The following is a 17,874-nucleotide window of genomic DNA, read 5'->3' on the forward strand; positions in this document are numbered from 1 at the left end:
GCGTCGAGCCACTCGATGCACGGTTATTTAATGATTCTATTACTCGGGATTGAATATTCACAGGAGGCGCCTATGAGCGACGAGAGCAGGGATGTCCTGTTTTTTCAGGAAGATGATTTTATTTCGTTGCGCGCATACAAATTGTTCTTGAACGAGGTGCTCCACAGGGATTTCATCACTCACTCCACCCCTGAGACATCAAAGGTGCTAAGTGCCTATGCGCAGAAGTTGAGTGAAGAGGCTGACGCCGATCTCTCCAGATTTCAGTCCTTGGTGGATGATGTGGAGTCGGTAAGGGCGGGAGTGCTTGCCTGCGTCGATCAAGCCCGAGATCTTCGGCAGGTTTTCATTGAGGCCAAGCCAGGCGTGACGCGTTATCGACGGGTGGCTGTTGATACTTTGGGGTGCGCTCCTTTCGACTTCCACCAACCTCACCTTGCCATTTGCAGCTTTTACAACGTTTCCGGAGTCGTGAGCCATTTCATTGAGCAGTGCCGCACCAACCTGAAAACAGTTGAACGGTACAGATTGAATGTCTCCTCGATGGAGCGAGGGATTCATCCAATGTTCTACCGCATCGTTGCAGCAAGAAAACAAAAAATAGAGGCGTATGGCTACTCACCGCAAAAGCCTCCTTCGGGTTCCGGGACCTCCCCCTTCGATTTCAGGAGGCCGTACAGAGGAAATCCTGAACCGCAAACGCTGGAGCTGTATCGTTTGACAGGCATATACGCGTCCTCCGCTTCCGCACTATTCAACTTCGGCAATTTTCTGAACAGGATTCAGCTGTTATTGACGGTGATGATTGACAGGCTTTCCTCAATAACAGCTTCCTCGACGTATTCGACAGTGCTCTTGGTGCTGAACCTGGTTGCCAGCTTGCTGAACCCACTGCAACTGCGGATAGACAGGTTGCAGGAGTGGTCAGACTTCATGCGCCATAAAGGTAAATATGCTGTTGAAGAACAATGAGCAACGTGGAGTTGTAGCCGGATGAGATCCGGCTGCACTCAATAGACGTCGCGGCGATAACGGTTTTGTTCGATAAGCGTTTCTACCTGCGCTGTTCCCAGGACTTCCTGCAACACTTGATCAACCCCGCTGGCCATCCCATGCATACTGCCGCAGATGTAAATCACCGCACCCTCTGCCAGCCATTTTTTCAGTTCCTCGGCCGACTCCTTCAAGCGATCCTGCACGTAGATCTTCTCGGCCTGATCCCGCGAGAAGGCCAGGTCGAGACGCGCCAGATCACCGTTGATCAACCATTCTTCCAGTTCCGCGCGGCAGAGGAAATCGTGCTCACGATTTCGCTCGCCAAACAGCAGCCACTGACGCTGTTGACCGTCAGCAATCCGCGCCTTGAGCAAACTGCGTAACCCGGCCAGACCCGTGCCGTTACCCAGCAGAATCATCGGCACCGGCTCGTTTGGCAAATGGAACCCGCTGTTGCGCCGTACCCTCAGGCTGATGCTGCCACCCACCGGCGTATGTTCGGTTAACCAGCCGGAACCAATGCCGAGACTGCCATCGGCATGCCGCTCCTGGCGCACGATCAGCTCTAGAACGCCGTCTGCTGCAATTGAGGCGATCGAGTATTCACGCACAGCCAAAGGCACCATTGCATCGACCAATGATTGAGCATGCAGGCCCACCAGATGCGCGCGGTGTTCCGGCAGTTGACGCGAGGCCAGCGCTACTTCAAGCGGCTCTTCGAGGCCGTTGATTTTCACTGTGGTCTCGCCACGAATACCGAGGCCGTCGAGGAAGTGTTCGATGGCCCACGGGCAGTTGCGCGGCAGCACTTCGACGAGATCGCCGGCCAGCCAACTGCTTGTGTTCGGAGCAATCAGGCCCAACAGATAAACCGGCGAACCGCTGCTGTCAGGGTTCATCAATTCGCGACGCACCAGTGTCCAGTTGTCGTAGCTCGGTGCCTGCCAGGTATCGACCGGTGCCTGCCCGGTGAGCAGACCGAGCTGGGTTTGCCAGTGGCGCAGGGCGTAGGGATCACCACTGTCGACTTCCACTGGCGCGAACAACGTCTTGCCGCCGTGTTCGCTCAGCCACTGATGCAGGCGTTTGGCGAACCCGCAAAAGTGTTGATATTGACGATCACCGAGACCGAGCACGGCGTAATTCAGGCTGTCGAGCGTCGAAGTCTTACCCAGTACCTTGCGCTCGAAACCGCGAGCACTGTCCGGTGCATCGCCGTCGCCGAAGGTGCTGACCACGAACAGCGCATTACTGGAATCACGCAAATCCTGTTCGCTGACATTTGCCAGTGGCTGCACCTTCACCGCTAATCCGGCGGCCTGCAATTGGCCGGCAGTCTGCCACGCCAGCTGCTCGGCAAAACCACTTTGGCTGGCGAAGCCGATCAGCCACGCTGGCACATCGCTGGCGGTTTGCACGAGGTCTTTGCGCGCATCCTTGATCTGTCTTTTTTTGCGGCGACGATCCAGGTACAGCATCCAGCCGGTGACGAAGAACAGCGGCATGCTCAGCGCCGTAAGGGTCAGGATGATGCGCCCGACGATGCCGAAGTAACTGCCGACGTGCAGTGCATAGATGCTGGTCAGCAGTTGCGCCTTGAGGCTCTTGTCGCTATAGCGGTCAACCCGTTTGACCACGCCCGTGGCCGGGTCGAGGGTGATCTGGTTCAGCGCCCGGTCGTGGGGCGAGGTTTTCAGCAGGAAGTAAACGGTCGCTGGCTGGCCGGCCACTGGCGGCATGCGCACGTTATAGGAACTGAGTTGCGGGCCGGCAGCGCTGTAGATACTGCTCCACATTGCCGCATAATCGGCTGTTGGTGCCGGACCTTGCGGCGCAGGGCCACGTCCGCCGCGAACGCGTTCGTTCTGCGGTGAGTCGGAGAGCAACCGGGTCAGGCCCTTGTTGTACCACTCGTAGGACCAGGACAACCCGGTCAGCGCTGCCAGGAGGTAAAACACCAGGCACCAGGTGCCGGCCACCGAGTGCAGGTCCCAGTTGAAGCTGCGACCCTTTTTCTTCCAGTCCAGGGTCAGCCAGGCGCGCCAGCTTCTCCACTGGCGAGGCCAGCGCAGGTACAGGCCGGACAGGCAGAAGAACACCAGGATCAACGTGCACGCGCCGGTGATCTGCCGACCCGTGTCGCCCATGGCGAGGAAGCGGTGCAGTTGCAGCATCAGGCCGAAGAAATCCTTGCCGCTGGCGTCGCCGAGGAATTCGGCGGTGTACGGGTCGAAGTAGCGCATCTCGCCACGGCGTTCACCCGGCGGCGGGGTGAACCACACTTTGGCGGCGTTGCCGCTGTCGGTTTCCACGGTGAGCATCGAGACTTTTTTGCCCGAAGCGGCTTCGATGTGCTCCACCAGTTCGGCAGGCGGCAGCACACCGGCGAGCTGTTTTTCGACCTGCAATACAGAAGGGTTGAGTGTGCTCAGGATTTCATCCTGAAACGACACCGCCGCCCCGGTAATGCCCATCAGGGCCAGGACCAGCCCGGCGCTGATGCCGAAAAACCAGTGCAACTGGAACAGGGTTTTCTTCAACACGTCACTCGCCTTGTTCGTTCAAGTTGATTCATCACGGCGCGCATTATGCCGTGGGGTTGTCGAGAAGCATTTTTTTACGCGCAAAAGCCCCGTTCATCTGGATGAACGGGGCCGGGTCTGATTTCAGCTTTCACCCTCTCCTGTGGGAGCGAGCTTGCTCGCGATAGCGGTGTGTCGGCCAACATAAATGTTGAATGTGGCGACGTCATCGCGAGCAAGCTCGCTCCCACAGGGATTGCAGTGTGAGTGGCAATCAGAAGTGGAAGTTGGTGCTCAGCAACGCGGTGCGACCGGCCGCCTGGTTGGCGAAGTGAGTCGAGAACGCCTTGTCGTAGTAGGTTTCGTCCGTCAGGTTCTGCACGTTCAGTTGCAGGTCGACGTTTTTGCTCAGCTTGTAGGCTGCCATCGCGTCGTAACGAACGTAGGAGTCAACCATGGTGGTGTTGGCCACGTTGCCGAACACGTCATCGACATAGAACGCACCGCCGCCGATGGTCAGCTTCGGCGTGACCTGATAGGTCGTCCACAGGCTGGCGCTGTTTTTCGGCGTGTTCGGCAGTTCATTACCGTCGTTGGCTTTGTTTGCCGGCATATCACCGCCATCGATTTGTTCACTGTCCATGTAGGCGTAACCGGCGAAGACCTGCCATTTGTCGGTGAGCTTGCCGCTGGCCGACAGTTCGACACCTTGAACGCGGGTTTTACCGGCGTTCTCATAAGTGGTGGTGTTGGTTTGCACCCGAGCGTTGTCTTTCTCGGTGCGGAAGATATCGGCGGTCACGGACAGACGATCGTTCAACAGGTCCCACTTGGTACCAATTTCGTAGTTCTTGGTGGTTTCCGGCTCCATGTCGCTTTTCAGCAGGTTGCCGTTGCGATCCGGTGTGCCACCCAACGGGTTGCCCTCCGAACCTTCGCCCAGGGTGTTGCCCGGTGGCGTGGCGGACGTCGCGTAGGACGCATAGATGCTGCCGTTTTCCGCAGGTTTGTACACCACGCCGAACTGACCGGTGACGAATTCGCTGATGTCATCGCCCTTGGACGTGGTCACGCTGGAACCGTTGAAGGTTTTGTAGCTGGTGTCGAAATGGTCGTAGCGCAGGCCCATGTTCACCAGCCACTGCTCGGACAACGTCAGGGTGTCGAACACATACAGTGCGTAAGTGTCGGCCTTGGTGTCGGTGCCGGCGTAGTTACGCGAGATGGCGCCGTTCCACGGATCATTCGGGTTCGGATTGGACAGCGAGGTGCAGTTGTAGCCACTTGGCGCGCCGATCAGGGCCGGCGAACAGTTGGTGGTTACCGGGGTTGTTCCCGGGGTGGTGTCCGTGTTGACGTTGTACGAGGACTTTTGGTTTTCCTCATGGGTGTACTCGACACCGGTGGAGAAGCTGTTCTTGAAACCGGCGATGTAGACATCACCAAACAGGTCGGTCTGGTTGGTGGTGGTCTCGGTGTTGCTCACGCGGGTGTTCGCGCGGCGCCAGACGGTGCCATTGTTGACGTTGCCTTTACTGTCGTCCGGCTGGGTCAGGATGTAGTCCTGCATGCTGGTGCCGTGACGCAGGGTGTTCTTGATGGTCAGCGCGTCGCTCAGGTCGTGCTCGATGGCGAAGGTCGCCGTATCGACGCGGGTCTTGCGGAAGTCGCGGTCGTTCAGGCCATAGAAGTTGCTGCTGTCGCCGCCGTCATTCGGCTTGTCCGGATTGGCTTTGGTACGCGCACCCGCGCCACCGGCCGGGATCGAATACGGAATGCCCGAATCCGGCGTGTCGTTGCTTTCGAGGTGGTAATAGTCGAGGTTGACGCGAGTGTCCGTACCCAGGCCGAAGGCCAGGGACGGTGCAACACCCCAGCGGTCGTAGTCGACACTGTCACGCCCGGCGACATTGCTCTCGTGGCTCAGCAGGTTCAGACGGCCTGCGGCGGTGTCGGTGAACTGGTAGTTGCCGTCGAAGGTGTAACGCTGGGTCTGGTCGGAACCCCAGGTGAAACCACCATCGAGCGAATCGCCCAGGTGCGCTTTCTTGCTGACCAGGTTGATGCTGCCGCCCGCTGCGCCACGGCCGCCGATCGCGGAGTTCGGGCCTTTGCTGACTTCAATCGATTCAACGGCGAAGATCTCGCGGCTCTGGGAGCCGGTATCGCGCACGCCGTCCAGATAGGTGTCGCCCTGGGCGTCGAAGCCGCGGATGAACGGACGGTCGCCTTGCGGGTTACCGCCTTCACCGGCACCGAAGGTGATGCCTGGAACTGTGCGCAGCGCGTCCTGTAGGTTGAGCGAACCGGTGTCTTTCAAGACTTGTTGCGGAACAACGGTCACCGAGCGCGGCGTGTCGATCAGCGGCGCGGTGTACTTGGGCGAGGAGGCTTTCTCTACGTTGTAGCTTGTCTCGTCCTGGGCTTCGCCGGTGATGGCGGTGGCGCCCAGCGAAATCACATTGTCCGGTGCTTTTCCGTCGGTTTTCTCCGCCGCGAAAACCATGTGGCCCGCAGAGCCGGCAGTAATCGCCATGCCGATGGCCGATGCGAGCAGACGTGGTGAACTGACCGGTACTTGTGGTTGTTGACGCGACATTTGAATTCCCCTCCCCAAGGATTTGAGGCCGCGAAATATAGGGTAAATAGGTATTCGTAACAATTGCGAAACATTACTATTCGCACTGAATTTACAATCTTTACAATTTAACCTTACGGTTTCTGCTGACTCATTCGTCGGATGTGTTTTACATGGGCAATAAGAATCAATACCATTAGCGCCCCTTTCGTATTCAGGTGTCTTGTCATGCTGCTGCACATTCCAGGCCTGTTCGAGAAAGACGAAGTGCAGCGCATTCGCGAGGCTCTGGAACAGGCCGATTGGGCCGATGGCAAGATCACCGCCGGCTTCCAGTCGGCCAAGGCCAAGCACAATTTGCAACTGCCGGAAGGCCACCCGTTGGCCAAGGAGATCGGCGCGGCGATGCTGGAGCGGCTGTGGAAAAATCCGCTGTTCATGTCGGCTGCTCTACCGCACAAAGTCTTTCCTCCGCTGGTGAACTGTTACACCGCCGGTGGCAGTTTCGATTTCCATATCGACAACGCGGTGCGTCAGCCCAAAGGCAGCATCGAGCGGGTGCGCACGGATTTGTCCGCCACGCTGTTCTTCAGCGAGCCTGAGGATTACGACGGCGGCGAGCTGGAGATTCAGGACACCTTCGGCACCCAGCGAGTAAAACTGCCCGCCGGCGACATGGTGCTGTACCCCGGCACCAGCCTGCACAAGGTCAACGCGGTGACACGCGGAACGCGACTCGCCTCGTTTTTCTGGACGCAAAGCCTGGTGCGCGAAGACAGTCAGCGAGCCCTGTTGTTCGAGATGGACGGGGCCATCCAGCAACTGACCCGCGATGTCCCTGATCATCCATCGCTGATCCGCCTGACCGGCACCTATCACAATCTGTTGCGTCGCTGGGTCGAGGTATGAGTTTTCAACTGCGGCGTGAGGAAGTGCTCGACGGTGCGCAGCTCAGCGCCATGCTTGAAGAAAGTCCGGCCCGTGCCGCGCAGGCGATTCTTCTCGCTGCGGGCCAGGGCATTGTTGAAGCGCAGGCGCTGCTGGGGCAGATCCTGCTCGACGGCCGTGGCATCGCCCAGGATCAGCCTCTGGCCCTGCGCTGGTTCGGCATCGCTGCCGGGCAAGGTTACCTGATGGCGCGCAACATGCTCGGGCGTTGCCATGAGCACGGGTGGGGTTGTGTCGCTGATGAGTCGATTGCCGCACGGCACTATCGAAGTGCCGCCGATGCCGGGCTGGACTGGGCGATGTACAACCTGGCCAATCTGCTCGCCACCGGGCGCGGAGTGCCTGAGGATCAACTTCAAGCCCTGGCTCTGTATCAACGCGCCGCTGAAGCCGGCCACGTCAAATCGATGAACCTGCTGGGACGTTATCTGGAAGAAGGGCGGGTGTGCCCGATGGATCTGACAGCGGCGCACAACTGGTATCGACGTTCCGCCGAGGGTGGGGACTTTCGCGGGCAGTTTAGTCACGCCGCGATCCTGGCCGAAACCGGGCGAATCGAAGAGGCACTGCAATGGCTTCGCAAGGCGCTAGTGATCGGCAGCTTGAAGTTCTTGCGGGTCAGCAGCGAATCGCTGCTTATGTCCCCGCATCCGCAGATACGCGCCATGGGTGCCGAGTTCCGTCAGCGTCTGTCGGCCCATGGCGCCGAGGTTCCTGCCCTACATCGCCATTGAAGGGCAGGCGCCATCAATCAGCCGCGCAACCAGCGTCCCTGAAGGGGGATCAGGTAATTGCGCAAGGCCTGGCTGTGTTCAAGCACTCGCTCGCCGCGGAGCAGGGTGTCTTCGTCGGGCGCAGCCATGACCGCGCCGAGAAACGCTGACAATGCGTCCACCAACTTACCGGTTTCGCTGACGTAGGTTTGCTGGTGTGGCACGACTTTCTGTGTATCGTTCAACTGGCGAGTCATGTCGTCGTTGTCCCGCAATTGTTTGGCCAGTGACGCCACGCGCTCCTCACGTTGAGCAAGGCGCGTGTGGATGATTTGTCGCGCATTGATCAGGTCGTTGTATTTGATCAGCTCGTTGGCTTCGTCGAGAAACTTGTTGGCGACAATCAGTCCGGCTTCCAGCGCTGCAGCTTCAGGTGGTTTGGGCTTGTTGCCGATCATTGCCTTCAGTTGTTCGAGCAAAGGCTTGATTCGATCAATGAATGTCAGCTTTTCAAACTCTGTAATCGCCAGGTTCAGAACATTCTCATCCTCTTTCAATTCAGCCAGAGGTATATTCTCGGCGCTGTATTCGCCGTCCAGATTGATTTTGGCGGCGGCGAGTTCTTCGAGCCTGAAACGGTTGTTGCTGATGGTGATGCTCTGCACGCCAAACACACCGTTGTGCAGTGACGAGTGCAGCTTGGTCATTTGCTCGGTGCACAACTTGATCAGTTGCGTGACGTTTTGCGAATACACCTTGCGTGCTTTTTCAGCTTCAGCGTTCGAATCATCACCTTTGAGATTGACCAGTGCTTGCAGGTTTTCATTCAGTTCGTCCGTGTCCAGCGCCGAAATTGCCGAAGTGATGGTGTTGGCAGCCGTCAGATCCAGTTCACTGACGGCAGCATTCAAGCCGAGCAACTCATCGCTCAGGGCTTTGATGTACAGATTAGCGGAGCCAATGATCGCCTGATAACGAATAGCCTCGCGACTTTCTTGAATACGGGCGAGGTCGGGTTGGTCATAGGAAACGTTTGTCATGAAAATACTCTTCTTTATTGATTAGATGGAATTAGTCGAAAGCACTGATCAGTTGGTTCGAATTGGATTGAACTGTTTTCCAGTTTTTAAGAACAACCTTGAAGCTCGATACAAAGCCTCTGAGGGTCAGGAAGTCATTCATGCCCATAACTTTGTTTTGCGAGGCGTTGATGTAATCGGTAATGGAGATCCACAGCGTCTCCAATTGCGAGGTACTCTGGATAGCGCCCTCTACATAAATCGACATACTGCTCAATCCAGTCTGAAATTCCATGAGGGTGCCGGCGAGAATGTTTTTTTGCTTGACCTGTTCCGTCAATAAGTCTCGTTGAGTGATCAGCGGGCGCAAGTGGGCTGCCTGCTGCACCTCGAGCAGACGGTAATACATCGATGAGCTGCCATTGATGCCAGCGGCAAATCCGAGGATATGCTCGAAAAAGTTGGGTTCAGTCTCTTTGGTTTTTTCATCTATTCGTTGCTGGGCCAGATCGATTTCGGCATTCAGTTCGGTGAGTTGTCGGTTGATTTGCTCGTCGCTGGCCAGCTTCAGTTTTTCGCCAATGTTGATCGCAACCTTATCGTTAAGATCAGACTTGAAATATTTCAGGCGCTCGTTGACGTCCTGGCTGCTGAGTTTTTTCTCTTCGATCGAACTTGCAATGAACGCCAGCGACTCCTGTATGGAGCCAAATCGGTTCCTCTCTGTCTTGCCGATTTCCAGGGGTGGAAGGCTATTGATTTCTTCCTCGGTCAGCGAGTCGATGGTGCCCAGATAGTCTATGTAGCCGGGCATGGTCTCGGTGGCGTCGATAATGTTCTGGCCGAAACTTTCCAGATCCTCCGAGAAGGTTGCCAGACTACTGGCCACACGTTTCATCGAATACTCGATGTCTGCCCAGAGGCTGGCGTTTTTTGTGATCGAGATATACAGCTCGACAATATCTATTAGCTCCAGCCCGACAATGTCGGTGTGGTCTGTTTTTAATTGTTTTTCAACGTCTTCGGTACTTTGAGGTAGCTCTTTGGCGGCAGAAATGTAATTTTTTTTTTTTGATGTCATTTTTGGTGATATATGGACTTTGAATCGGTTGCACTTTTAACTTCCTTGAAGTGTGATTTGAATCCTTAGCTTAAGGTTGTTGTTGATTTTGAGTATATGTATTGAGTGTGACGAGTTGTTGGTTGTTTTTTGTTTTTTCTTTGAAAGTTTTGAATTGAGGGCGCGGTGATGACGATTTTTTGCACTGCATGAGTGGGTTGTGTTTGATTTTTATATTTGATTGTTTGTGTGTGGTGGTGTTTCGAGAAAAGTTGATTTGCGGCGCTGATTGATTTCCGTTCTGTATGATCGGATTGGCGCTGCAAAAGAATAGTCAATATTAAAAGTTCGGAGAAGATAAGGCGTCGGATCAGGAGTATGAGAACAATCGTCTGGCCATTCGGAGTGGGGCAATGATGTATTTACAGGAAAACAATTTGGCAGCACCAACGTTCAACCCGTCAGTCAGGTGGATTTCAGGTTGTTCAGCCTTTCCAGATCGCCAGCCTGGAAGTTGTTTCGATGCTTGGCCATCTTGAGGTCTGGACACACGCAAATAAAAAAGGCCCATGAATACATGGGCCTTTTTCAAGCGGCGTGGGGTTACACGTAGAACGATTTCAGCGGCGGGAAACCATTGAACTCGACAGCGCTGTAACTGGTGGTGTACGCACCGGTCGACAGCCAGTACAGGCGATCACCGATGGCCAGGTTCAGCGGTAGGCCGTATTTGTAGTTTTCGTACATGATGTCGGCGCTGTCGCAGGTAGGGCCGGCGATGACCACTTCTTCCATCTCGCCCTTTTTCTCGGTCCAGATCGGGAACTTGATGGCTTCGTCCATGGTTTCGATCAGGCCGGAGAACTTGCCCACGTCCGTGTACACCCAACGCTCTACCGCGGTACGGGATTTACGCGCGACCAGCACCACTTCGCTGACCAGGATGCCGGCGTTGGCGATCAGCGAACGGCCCGGTTCCAGGATGATTTCCGGCAGGTCATCACCGAAGTCTTCCTTGAGGAAGCGGATGATTTCTTCCGCGTAGGTCTCCAGGCTGTTGGTGCGGGTAATGTAGTTGGCCGGGAAGCCGCCGCCCATGTTGATCAGCTTCAGGTGGATGCCGTCTTCTTCTTTCAGGCGCTCGAAGATCACTTTGACCTTGGCGATCGCCGCGTCCCAGACGCTGATGTCACGCTGCTGCGAGCCGACGTGGAACGAGATGCCGTAAGGCACCAGGCCCAGGTCGCGAGCGAGGATCAACAGGTCCATGGCCATGTCGGTCTGGCAGCCGAATTTGCGCGACAACGGCCAGTCGGCGGTGGTCGAGCCTTCGGTCAGGATACGCACGTAGACTTTCGAACCCGGTGCGGCCTTGGCAATGTTGCGCAGGTCGGCTTCGGAGTCGGTGGCGAACAGGCGCACGCCCTTGTCGTAGAAGTAGCGGATGTCCTTGGACTTCTTGATGGTGTTGCCGTAGCTGATGTTGTCGGCGCTGACGCCGCGGCCCAGCACTTTGTCCAGCTCATAGATCGAGGCGATATCGAAGCTCGAGCCTTTCTCTTTGAGCAGGTCAATGATTTCGACGGCCGGGTTGGCCTTGACCGCGTAGTAGACCTTGGCGAATTCGAAACCGGCGCGCAGGTCGTCGTAGGCCTGGGCGATCATTGCGGTGTCGATCACCACGAACGGGGTTTCCTGTTTGTCGGCGAACGCCTTCATTTTCTGAAAGGTTTCACGCGCGAAATAGTCTTCGACCTGGATCGACATACCTGGGAGCTCCTACTGGCAAACGTTAGTAATCAATGGGTGCAAATGAACGTCCTCCGTATCCCCACTTTGGTTCGCCTACTTCCCAAGGCATGTCGCCGAAAGCAAAAAGGCCATGGGATGTGCAGCTTTCCCTTGGCCTTGCTGTCTCGTCGTCAGTACTTGAGCCGGATGGATCGTTTCCAGCATGGACGTTCGGCGCGAACTTTAGGGCGTGAGGGGCTTGAGATCAACAAAAAATGTCGCGTTTTTGCACTCTTCTGACGCGCGTTGCGGGCATCACTCTTTGTAACCGACTCAGATGACAGTCGGATGTTCCCGAAGAATTGCGAAGTGTTAAAAATACCTGCACGTTCGATGCTTATGTGCGCTAAGTCATGGATAAGTGCGATGGCGTCAACATCGGCGACGTTGGCTGCGAGAAGGTGGGCTGAGGGGGGAATTGGCTATTTCAAAAGGTATGTTCGGATAGCTTTTGCATCCGCTGCTGTTGATATTTTTTTCCGACCTGCGAATCCCTGAAAAATTGCACATAAACTGTGGGAGCGAGCTTGCTCGCGATAGCGTTATGTCAGTCAACTACGAAGTTGGCTGTGAAAATGCTATCGCGAGCAAGCTCGCTCCCACAGGTTTTGTATTTTTACCGAGCAAGCTGTCAGGCGACTACTGCCTCGGCAGGCGAGACGATATTGGTTTTCATCCCTCGCGAACGTCCCGAACTCAGGTAGGCCGCAATCGACTCCTGCGTCACCTCACCCAAAAACACCCGCTCGGCATCCATCACCGGCAACCACGACCGGTTGAACTCGTACATGCGCGATAGCAGGATGCGTAAATGCTCGTCGTACGCGGCCGTGGCGTTGAACTCGCGCTGGTACTGCGCGCAGGTACCGGTCTGACGGTGCAGGTCGCGGCGTCGTACATAACCCAGGGCTTTATTCTCGGCACAAGTGACCACCACGTAGCGACGGTCATGTTCGTCCATCAACTCCAGCGCTTCAGCCACCGGGGTTTGCGGGCTGACGGAGGGCGCGTTGTCCGCCGCGTCTTCGGCTTTCACCAGCAGCAGGCGCTTGAGCGTGCTGTCCTGGCCGACGAAGTTGCTGACAAACTCATCCGCCGGGTGCGCGAGCAAGGTGTCCGGGTGATCGATCTGCAAAAGCTTGCCGGCGCGGAAGATCGCGATCTTGTCGCCGAGCTTGATCGCCTCGTCGATGTCATGGCTGACCATGATCACGGTCTTGTTCAGCGCCCGCTGCATCTCGAAGAATTTGTTCTGGATCATCTCGCGGTTGATCGGGTCGACCGCGCCGAACGGTTCGTCCATCAACAGCAATGGCGCATCTGCCGCCAAGGCGCGAATCACGCCGATCCGTTGTTGCTGACCACCGGACAACTCCCGTGGATAGCGATGCAAGTACTGCTTGGGTTCGAGCTTGATCATGCTCATCAATTCGCGGGCGCGGTCGTGGCATTTCTGTTTGTCCCAACCGAGCAGTTTCGGTACGACCACGATGTTCTCTTCGATGGTCATGTTCGGGAACAGGCCGATCTGCTGGATCACGTAACCGATGTTGCGGCGCAGCGTCACTTCGTCGAGGCCGGTGGTGTCTTCGCCGTTGATCAGGATCTTGCCCGAGGTCGGAGTGATCAGGCGGTTGATCATTTTCAGCGTGGTGCTTTTGCCGCAACCCGATGGCCCGAGGAACACGCAGATTTCGCCTTCATTGACGGTCAGGCTCACCGAGTCCACGGCTTTCACATCCTTGCCGTTGCTTTGGAAGGTCTTGCTGAGGTTTTGAAGTTCGATCATTTGAGCAGTCCTTTTGGAGTCAGCGAGCGTTGCAGTACTTGCAGGATCAGGTCGGCGATGATCGCCAGCACACTGACCAGCACGGCGCCGACGATCAGCATCGACATGTCGCTGCGGCTGATGGAAGCGAGGATGAGTACACCGAGGCCACCGGCACCGATGGTGGCGGCGATGGTCATGACGCCGATGTTCATGACCACGGCGGTGCGTACGCCGGCAAGGATCACCGGCACGGCGATGGGCAGCTCAACCATGCGCAGGCGCTGGCCGAACGTCATGCCGATGCCGCGCGCCGCTTCGCGGATGCCCGGTTCGACGCTGGTCAGGGCCAGGTAGGTGTTACGCATGATCGGCAGCAGTGAATAGAGAAACACTGCGGTGATCGCTGGCATCGGGCCGAGGCCCTGGCCGAATCTGGAGTAGAACGGCAGCAACAGGCCGAACAGGGCAATCGACGGCACCGTCAGCAGCACCGTTGCACTGGCCTGCAAAGGCCCGGCGAGGCTCGGGAAACGCGTCATCAAAATGCCCAGTGGCACGCCGACCAGAATCGCCAGGGTCACGGCAATGCCGACGAGCGTGATGTGTTGCCCGGTCAGATGCATCGCCTGTTGCCAGTCGAGATGGGAAAAGGCGTTCAAGAATTCCATGACTTCTCCTTCTCAGTTCAATGGATGCTGGCGCAGGAAATCGGCGGCCACGGCTGAAGGACTCTGGTGATCGACATCCACCCGCGCGTTGAGCTCGCGCATGGTGTTGTCGTCGAACAGTCCCGCCAGTGGCTTGAGCTGTGCAGCCAGTTGCGGATGCGCATCGAGGAAGACCTGACGCACCACGGGCGCGGCGGTGTAGTCGGGGAAGTAGTGCTTGTCGTCTTCCAGCAATTTCAGCTTGAAGGCGTTGAGGCGACCATCAGTGGTGTAGACCAGGCCGGCAAACACCTGGCCATTGCGCAGCGCGGTATAGACCAGCCCGGCGTCCATCTGCCGGATGTTTTTGCGGGTCAGGTTCATGTCGTACAGCTGCACCATGCCTGCGAGTCCGTCCGAACGGTTGGCGAACTCGGTATCCAGCGCCACCAGATTGTTGGTCTCGGCCTCGTTGTGCAGCACCCTGTTCAGCTCACTGATGGTGTTGATCTGCGGGTATTGGTCAGCGATGTTTTTCGGCAGGGCGAGGGCGTAGGTGTTGCTGAATTTCGACGGAGTGAGCCAGACCAGGCCTTTTTGTGCGTCGAGTTCTCTTACCCGCGCGTAGGACTGTTCGCTGTCGAGTTTTTCGGTTACATGGTTGTAGGCCACCAGCGACACACCGGTGTATTCCCAGAGCATGTCCAGTTGACCGCTTTCGTGGGCACTGCGGGCTAGATTGCTGCCCAGGCCGCCGGTCACTTGCACGTCGTAACCCTTGGCGCGCAGGTATTGCGCGGTGATTTCCGCCAGCAGGGTTTGTTCGGTGAACACCCGGGCGCCGATGCGGATCAACGGTTTTTCTGCGGCCTGGGCAAATCCTGCGCACAGCAGAACGCAGCCTAGTAAAAAGCTTGTTGTTTTCATGAGATTTCCTTTGCCGAGGCTTAAGACGGGCGCAGGCCGCGTTCGAGCCAGAGGCGACTGCCAAGGGTGACCATGCCGTCCAGCAACAGGGCCAGCAACGCGGTGCATGCGGCACCGAGCATCAACTGCGGCTGATTGTTCAGGGCAATGCCGGGGAATATCAGGCTGCCAAGACTGTTGGCGCCAATCAGGAACGCCAGCGGCGCCGTCCCGACATTGATCGCCAACGCCACGCGCACGCCACCGATGATGATCGGCACGGCGTTCGGCAGCTCGACTTTCCACAGCACCTGGTGCGGCGTCATGCCGATGCCGACGGCGGCTTCCTTGAGCGAGCCCTGAACGTTTTTCAGGCCCTCATAAGTGTTGCGCACGATGGGCAGCAAGGAGGCGAGGAACAGGGCGAAGATGGCCGGGCCGCTGCCGATGCCGAGGATGCCCAGGGCGATGGCCAGGACGGCCAGAGGCGGCACGGTGTTGCCGATGTTGAAGAGCTGCATGAAACGTTCAGCGCGACCGACCATGGACGGGCGGCTGAGCAAGATACCGGCGGGGATGCCCACGACAAGGGCGGCCAGCATGGACGCGAGGACGAGAATCAGATGGGCTTGCAGGTAAAACAGCAAATCGTCGCGGTAGTGTTCGATCGTGTTGATGCCGATCCATTGGACCAGCAGGGCCAGAAGGGCGATTACCAACGCGCCTCCCATCAGCCCTTTGCCATAGCGGATAGCCACAGGCGGACTCCTTTTTTCAGTCGGCGAACACTTTTTCGCGTGGCAACGCCATTCCTGGCTGCCGAAAAAATGATCGCGAGAAGCAGCTCATGCCGAGCGCGTTCCACTGTAGGAGCGAGCTTGCTCGCGAAAAACGTCCAGGCAACGCATACATTCGCTACCCAGCGTTATCGTTGAAGTCCATCGCGAGCGGGCTCGCTCCTACAGGGGGTGGCGCAGGGCAATCGAGCCATGAGCACAGCCTCGTCAGGCCGAATTGCAGGTGTTTCAGGCCCCCGACGAGTGGTCGTTACGGGGGAGTGGACGTCTCCGTGCTTTAAAAGGTTCCCACATTAAATGCCATGTGGCCACCTGTAGGAGCTGCCGAAGGCTGCGATCTTTTGGCGTTTTCAATGACGCCGAAGATCAAAGGATCGCAGCCTTCGGCAGCTCCTACAGGGGGATCGGGGTGTATGGACGGTGGTCCGTAGATCACTTTTTAAGCTATACTCGCCGCCCTTTTTTGAATCACCTGCCAGGCGATTTCCCATGACCAAACAGGCCGCCGAAGTCGCGAAACGCCGCACTTTCGCCATTATTTCCCACCCCGATGCCGGTAAGACCACCATCACCGAGAAACTCTTGCTGATGGGCAAGGCGATCGCGATAGCCGGTACGGTGAAATCTCGTAAATCCGACCGCCATGCCACCTCCGACTGGATGGAAATGGAAAAGCAGCGTGGTATTTCCATTACCACGTCGGTCATGCAGTTCCCGTATCGCGAGCACATGATCAACCTGCTCGACACCCCGGGCCACGAAGACTTCTCCGAAGATACCTACCGCACCCTGACGGCGGTGGACTCGGCGTTGATGGTTCTCGACGGCGGTAAAGGTGTAGAGCCACGGACCATCGCCCTGATGGACGTCTGCCGTCTGCGTGACACGCCGATCGTCAGCTTCATCAACAAACTCGACCGTGATATCCGCGACCCGATCGAACTGCTCGACGAAATCGAAGCCGTCCTCAAGATCAAGGCCGCGCCGATCACCTGGCCGATCGGTTGCTACCGTGACTTCAAAGGCGTGTATCACCTCGCCGACGACTACATCATTGTCTACACCGCCGGTCACGGCCATGAGCGCACCGAAACCAAGATCATCGAGAAGCTCGACTCCGACGAGGCGCGTGCGCACTTGGGTGACGAGTACGAACGTTTCCTCGAACAGCTTGAACTGGTGCAGGGCGCCTGCCACGAGTTCAACCAGCAGGAATTCCTCGACGGTCAGCTGACCCCGGTGTTCTTCGGTACGGCGCTGGGCAACTTCGGTGTCGACCACGTCCTCGACGCCGTCGTTGATTGGGCTCCGCGCCCGCTGGCCCGGGTGGCCAACGAGCGCACCGTGGAGCCGGTGGAAGAGAAGTTCTCGGGCTTCATCTTCAAGATCCAGGCGAACATGGACCCGAAACACCGCGACCGCATCGCCTTCATGCGTATCTGCTCCGGCAAGTACGAAAAAGGCATGAAGATGCGCCATGTGCGCACCGGCAAGGACGTGCGGATCGGCGACGCGCTGACCTTCTTCTCCTCCGAGCGTGAGCAACTAGAAGAAGCGTTTGCCGGCGACATCATCGGCCTGCACAACCACGGCACCATCCAGATCGGCGACACCTTCAGCGAAGGCGAAGTCCTGGGCTTCACCGGCATCCCGCACTTCGCCCCGGAACTGTTCCGACGCGTGCGCCTGAAGGATCCGCTGAAATCCAAGCAACTGCGCCAGGGCTTGCAGCAGTTGGCCGAAGAAGGCGCAACCCAGGTGTTCTTCCCGGAACGCAGTAACGACATCATCCTCGGCGCCGTCGGTGTGCTGCAATTCGATGTGGTCGCCAGCCGTTTGAAAGAGGAATACAAGGTCGAGTGCTCCTACGAGCCGATCACTGTTTATTCCGCGCGCTGGATCGAATGCAGCGACAAGAAGAAGCTTGAGGAATTCTCCAACAAGGCTGTGGAAAACCTGGCACTGGACGGCGGCGGTCACCTGACCTACCTCGCGCCTACGCGGGTCAACCTGGCACTGATGGAAGAGCGCTGGCCGGACGTGAAATTCCGCGCGACCCGCGAGCATCATTAAGCGCTGAATGGCGACACCCGAAAGCCCGCTGTGAAAACAGCGGGCTTTTTTTG

13 protein-coding genes are annotated in these 17,874 nt (G+C 57.2%); 4 read left to right on the plus strand and 9 right to left on the minus strand.

The window, feature by feature from the left end; genetic code table 11:
- Positions 1-72 precede the first annotated feature (72 nt).
- On the plus strand, positions 73-972 hold the full coding sequence (locus KSS91_RS04460; protein ID WP_217837173.1) for a hypothetical protein: 900 nt from the start codon (positions 73-75) through the stop codon (positions 970-972).
- 38 nt (positions 973-1,010) lie between these two features.
- Here the strand turns inward: KSS91_RS04460 and KSS91_RS04465 are convergent, their stop codons facing one another.
- Together KSS91_RS04465 and KSS91_RS04470 are read right to left on the minus strand one after the other, a co-directional pair.
- Complete coding sequence (locus tag KSS91_RS04465) at positions 1,011-3,539, minus strand: PepSY domain-containing protein (RefSeq protein ID WP_217837174.1); 2,529 nt, start codon at positions 3,537-3,539, stop codon at positions 1,011-1,013.
- Between the two features lie 253 nt (positions 3,540-3,792).
- The gene (locus KSS91_RS04470; protein WP_217837175.1) at positions 3,793-6,117 is read right to left on the minus strand and encodes a TonB-dependent receptor; all 2,325 of its coding nucleotides are present in this window, start codon (positions 6,115-6,117) and stop codon (positions 3,793-3,795) included.
- Between the two features lie 207 nt (positions 6,118-6,324).
- On the opposite strand from KSS91_RS04470, the gene KSS91_RS04475 reads away from it, so the two are divergent.
- Positions 6,325-7,005 (plus strand): Fe2+-dependent dioxygenase, encoded by a 681-nt coding sequence (locus KSS91_RS04475; protein ID WP_007973074.1) that lies wholly within the window; start codon positions 6,325-6,327, stop codon positions 7,003-7,005.
- A complete protein-coding gene (locus KSS91_RS04480; RefSeq protein WP_217837176.1) occupies positions 7,002-7,778 on the plus strand; it encodes a tetratricopeptide repeat protein in 777 nt (258 codons plus the stop codon). The genes KSS91_RS04475 and KSS91_RS04480 overlap by 4 nt, the downstream gene beginning before the upstream one ends.
- 17 nt (positions 7,779-7,795) lie before the next feature.
- Here KSS91_RS04480 and KSS91_RS04485 read toward each other — a convergent pair whose 3' ends face one another.
- The 7 genes from KSS91_RS04485 to KSS91_RS04515 all read right to left on the minus strand — a co-directional run bounded on the left by KSS91_RS04485 (position 7,796) and on the right by KSS91_RS04515 (position 15,682).
- Complete coding sequence (locus KSS91_RS04485; RefSeq protein WP_217837177.1) at positions 7,796-8,797, minus strand: alpha-xenorhabdolysin family binary toxin subunit B; 1,002 nt, start codon at positions 8,795-8,797, stop codon at positions 7,796-7,798.
- Positions 8,798-8,828: 31 nt separating this feature from the next.
- Positions 8,829-9,857, minus strand: coding sequence for an alpha-xenorhabdolysin family binary toxin subunit A (locus KSS91_RS04490; RefSeq protein WP_217837178.1), 1,029 nt, complete (start codon positions 9,855-9,857; stop codon positions 8,829-8,831).
- Positions 9,858-10,439: 582 nt separating this feature from the next.
- The gene (locus KSS91_RS04495; protein WP_217837179.1) at positions 10,440-11,603 is read right to left on the minus strand and encodes a type III PLP-dependent enzyme; all 1,164 of its coding nucleotides are present in this window, start codon (positions 11,601-11,603) and stop codon (positions 10,440-10,442) included.
- A gap of 655 nt (positions 11,604-12,258) precedes the next feature.
- On the minus strand, positions 12,259-13,416 hold the full coding sequence (locus KSS91_RS04500) for an osmoprotectant ABC transporter ATP-binding protein OsmV (RefSeq protein ID WP_217837180.1): 1,158 nt from the start codon (positions 13,414-13,416) through the stop codon (positions 12,259-12,261).
- Positions 13,413-14,066, minus strand: a complete 654-nt coding sequence (locus tag KSS91_RS04505) for an ABC transporter permease (protein ID WP_217837181.1) — start codon at positions 14,064-14,066, stop codon at positions 13,413-13,415. Before KSS91_RS04505 ends, KSS91_RS04500 begins: the two co-directional genes overlap by 4 nt.
- Before the next feature lie 12 nt (positions 14,067-14,078).
- Entirely contained in the window at positions 14,079-14,972 is an 894-nt protein-coding gene (locus KSS91_RS04510; RefSeq protein ID WP_217837182.1) for a glycine betaine ABC transporter substrate-binding protein, read from the minus strand.
- Between the two features lie 20 nt (positions 14,973-14,992).
- Positions 14,993-15,682: an ABC transporter permease gene (locus KSS91_RS04515; protein ID WP_217838363.1), complete on the minus strand. Its 690-nt coding sequence runs from the start codon at positions 15,680-15,682 to the stop codon at positions 14,993-14,995.
- Between the two features lie 555 nt (positions 15,683-16,237).
- Here KSS91_RS04515 and KSS91_RS04520 point away from each other — a divergent pair.
- Entirely contained in the window at positions 16,238-17,821 is a 1,584-nt protein-coding gene (locus KSS91_RS04520) for a peptide chain release factor 3 (RefSeq protein ID WP_007981495.1), read from the plus strand.
- Positions 17,822-17,874 lie beyond the last annotated feature (53 nt).

It is taken from the genome of Pseudomonas azerbaijanorientalis, from assembly GCF_019139795.1.
Lineage (GTDB): Bacteria > Pseudomonadota > Gammaproteobacteria > Pseudomonadales > Pseudomonadaceae > Aquipseudomonas > Aquipseudomonas laurylsulfatiphila.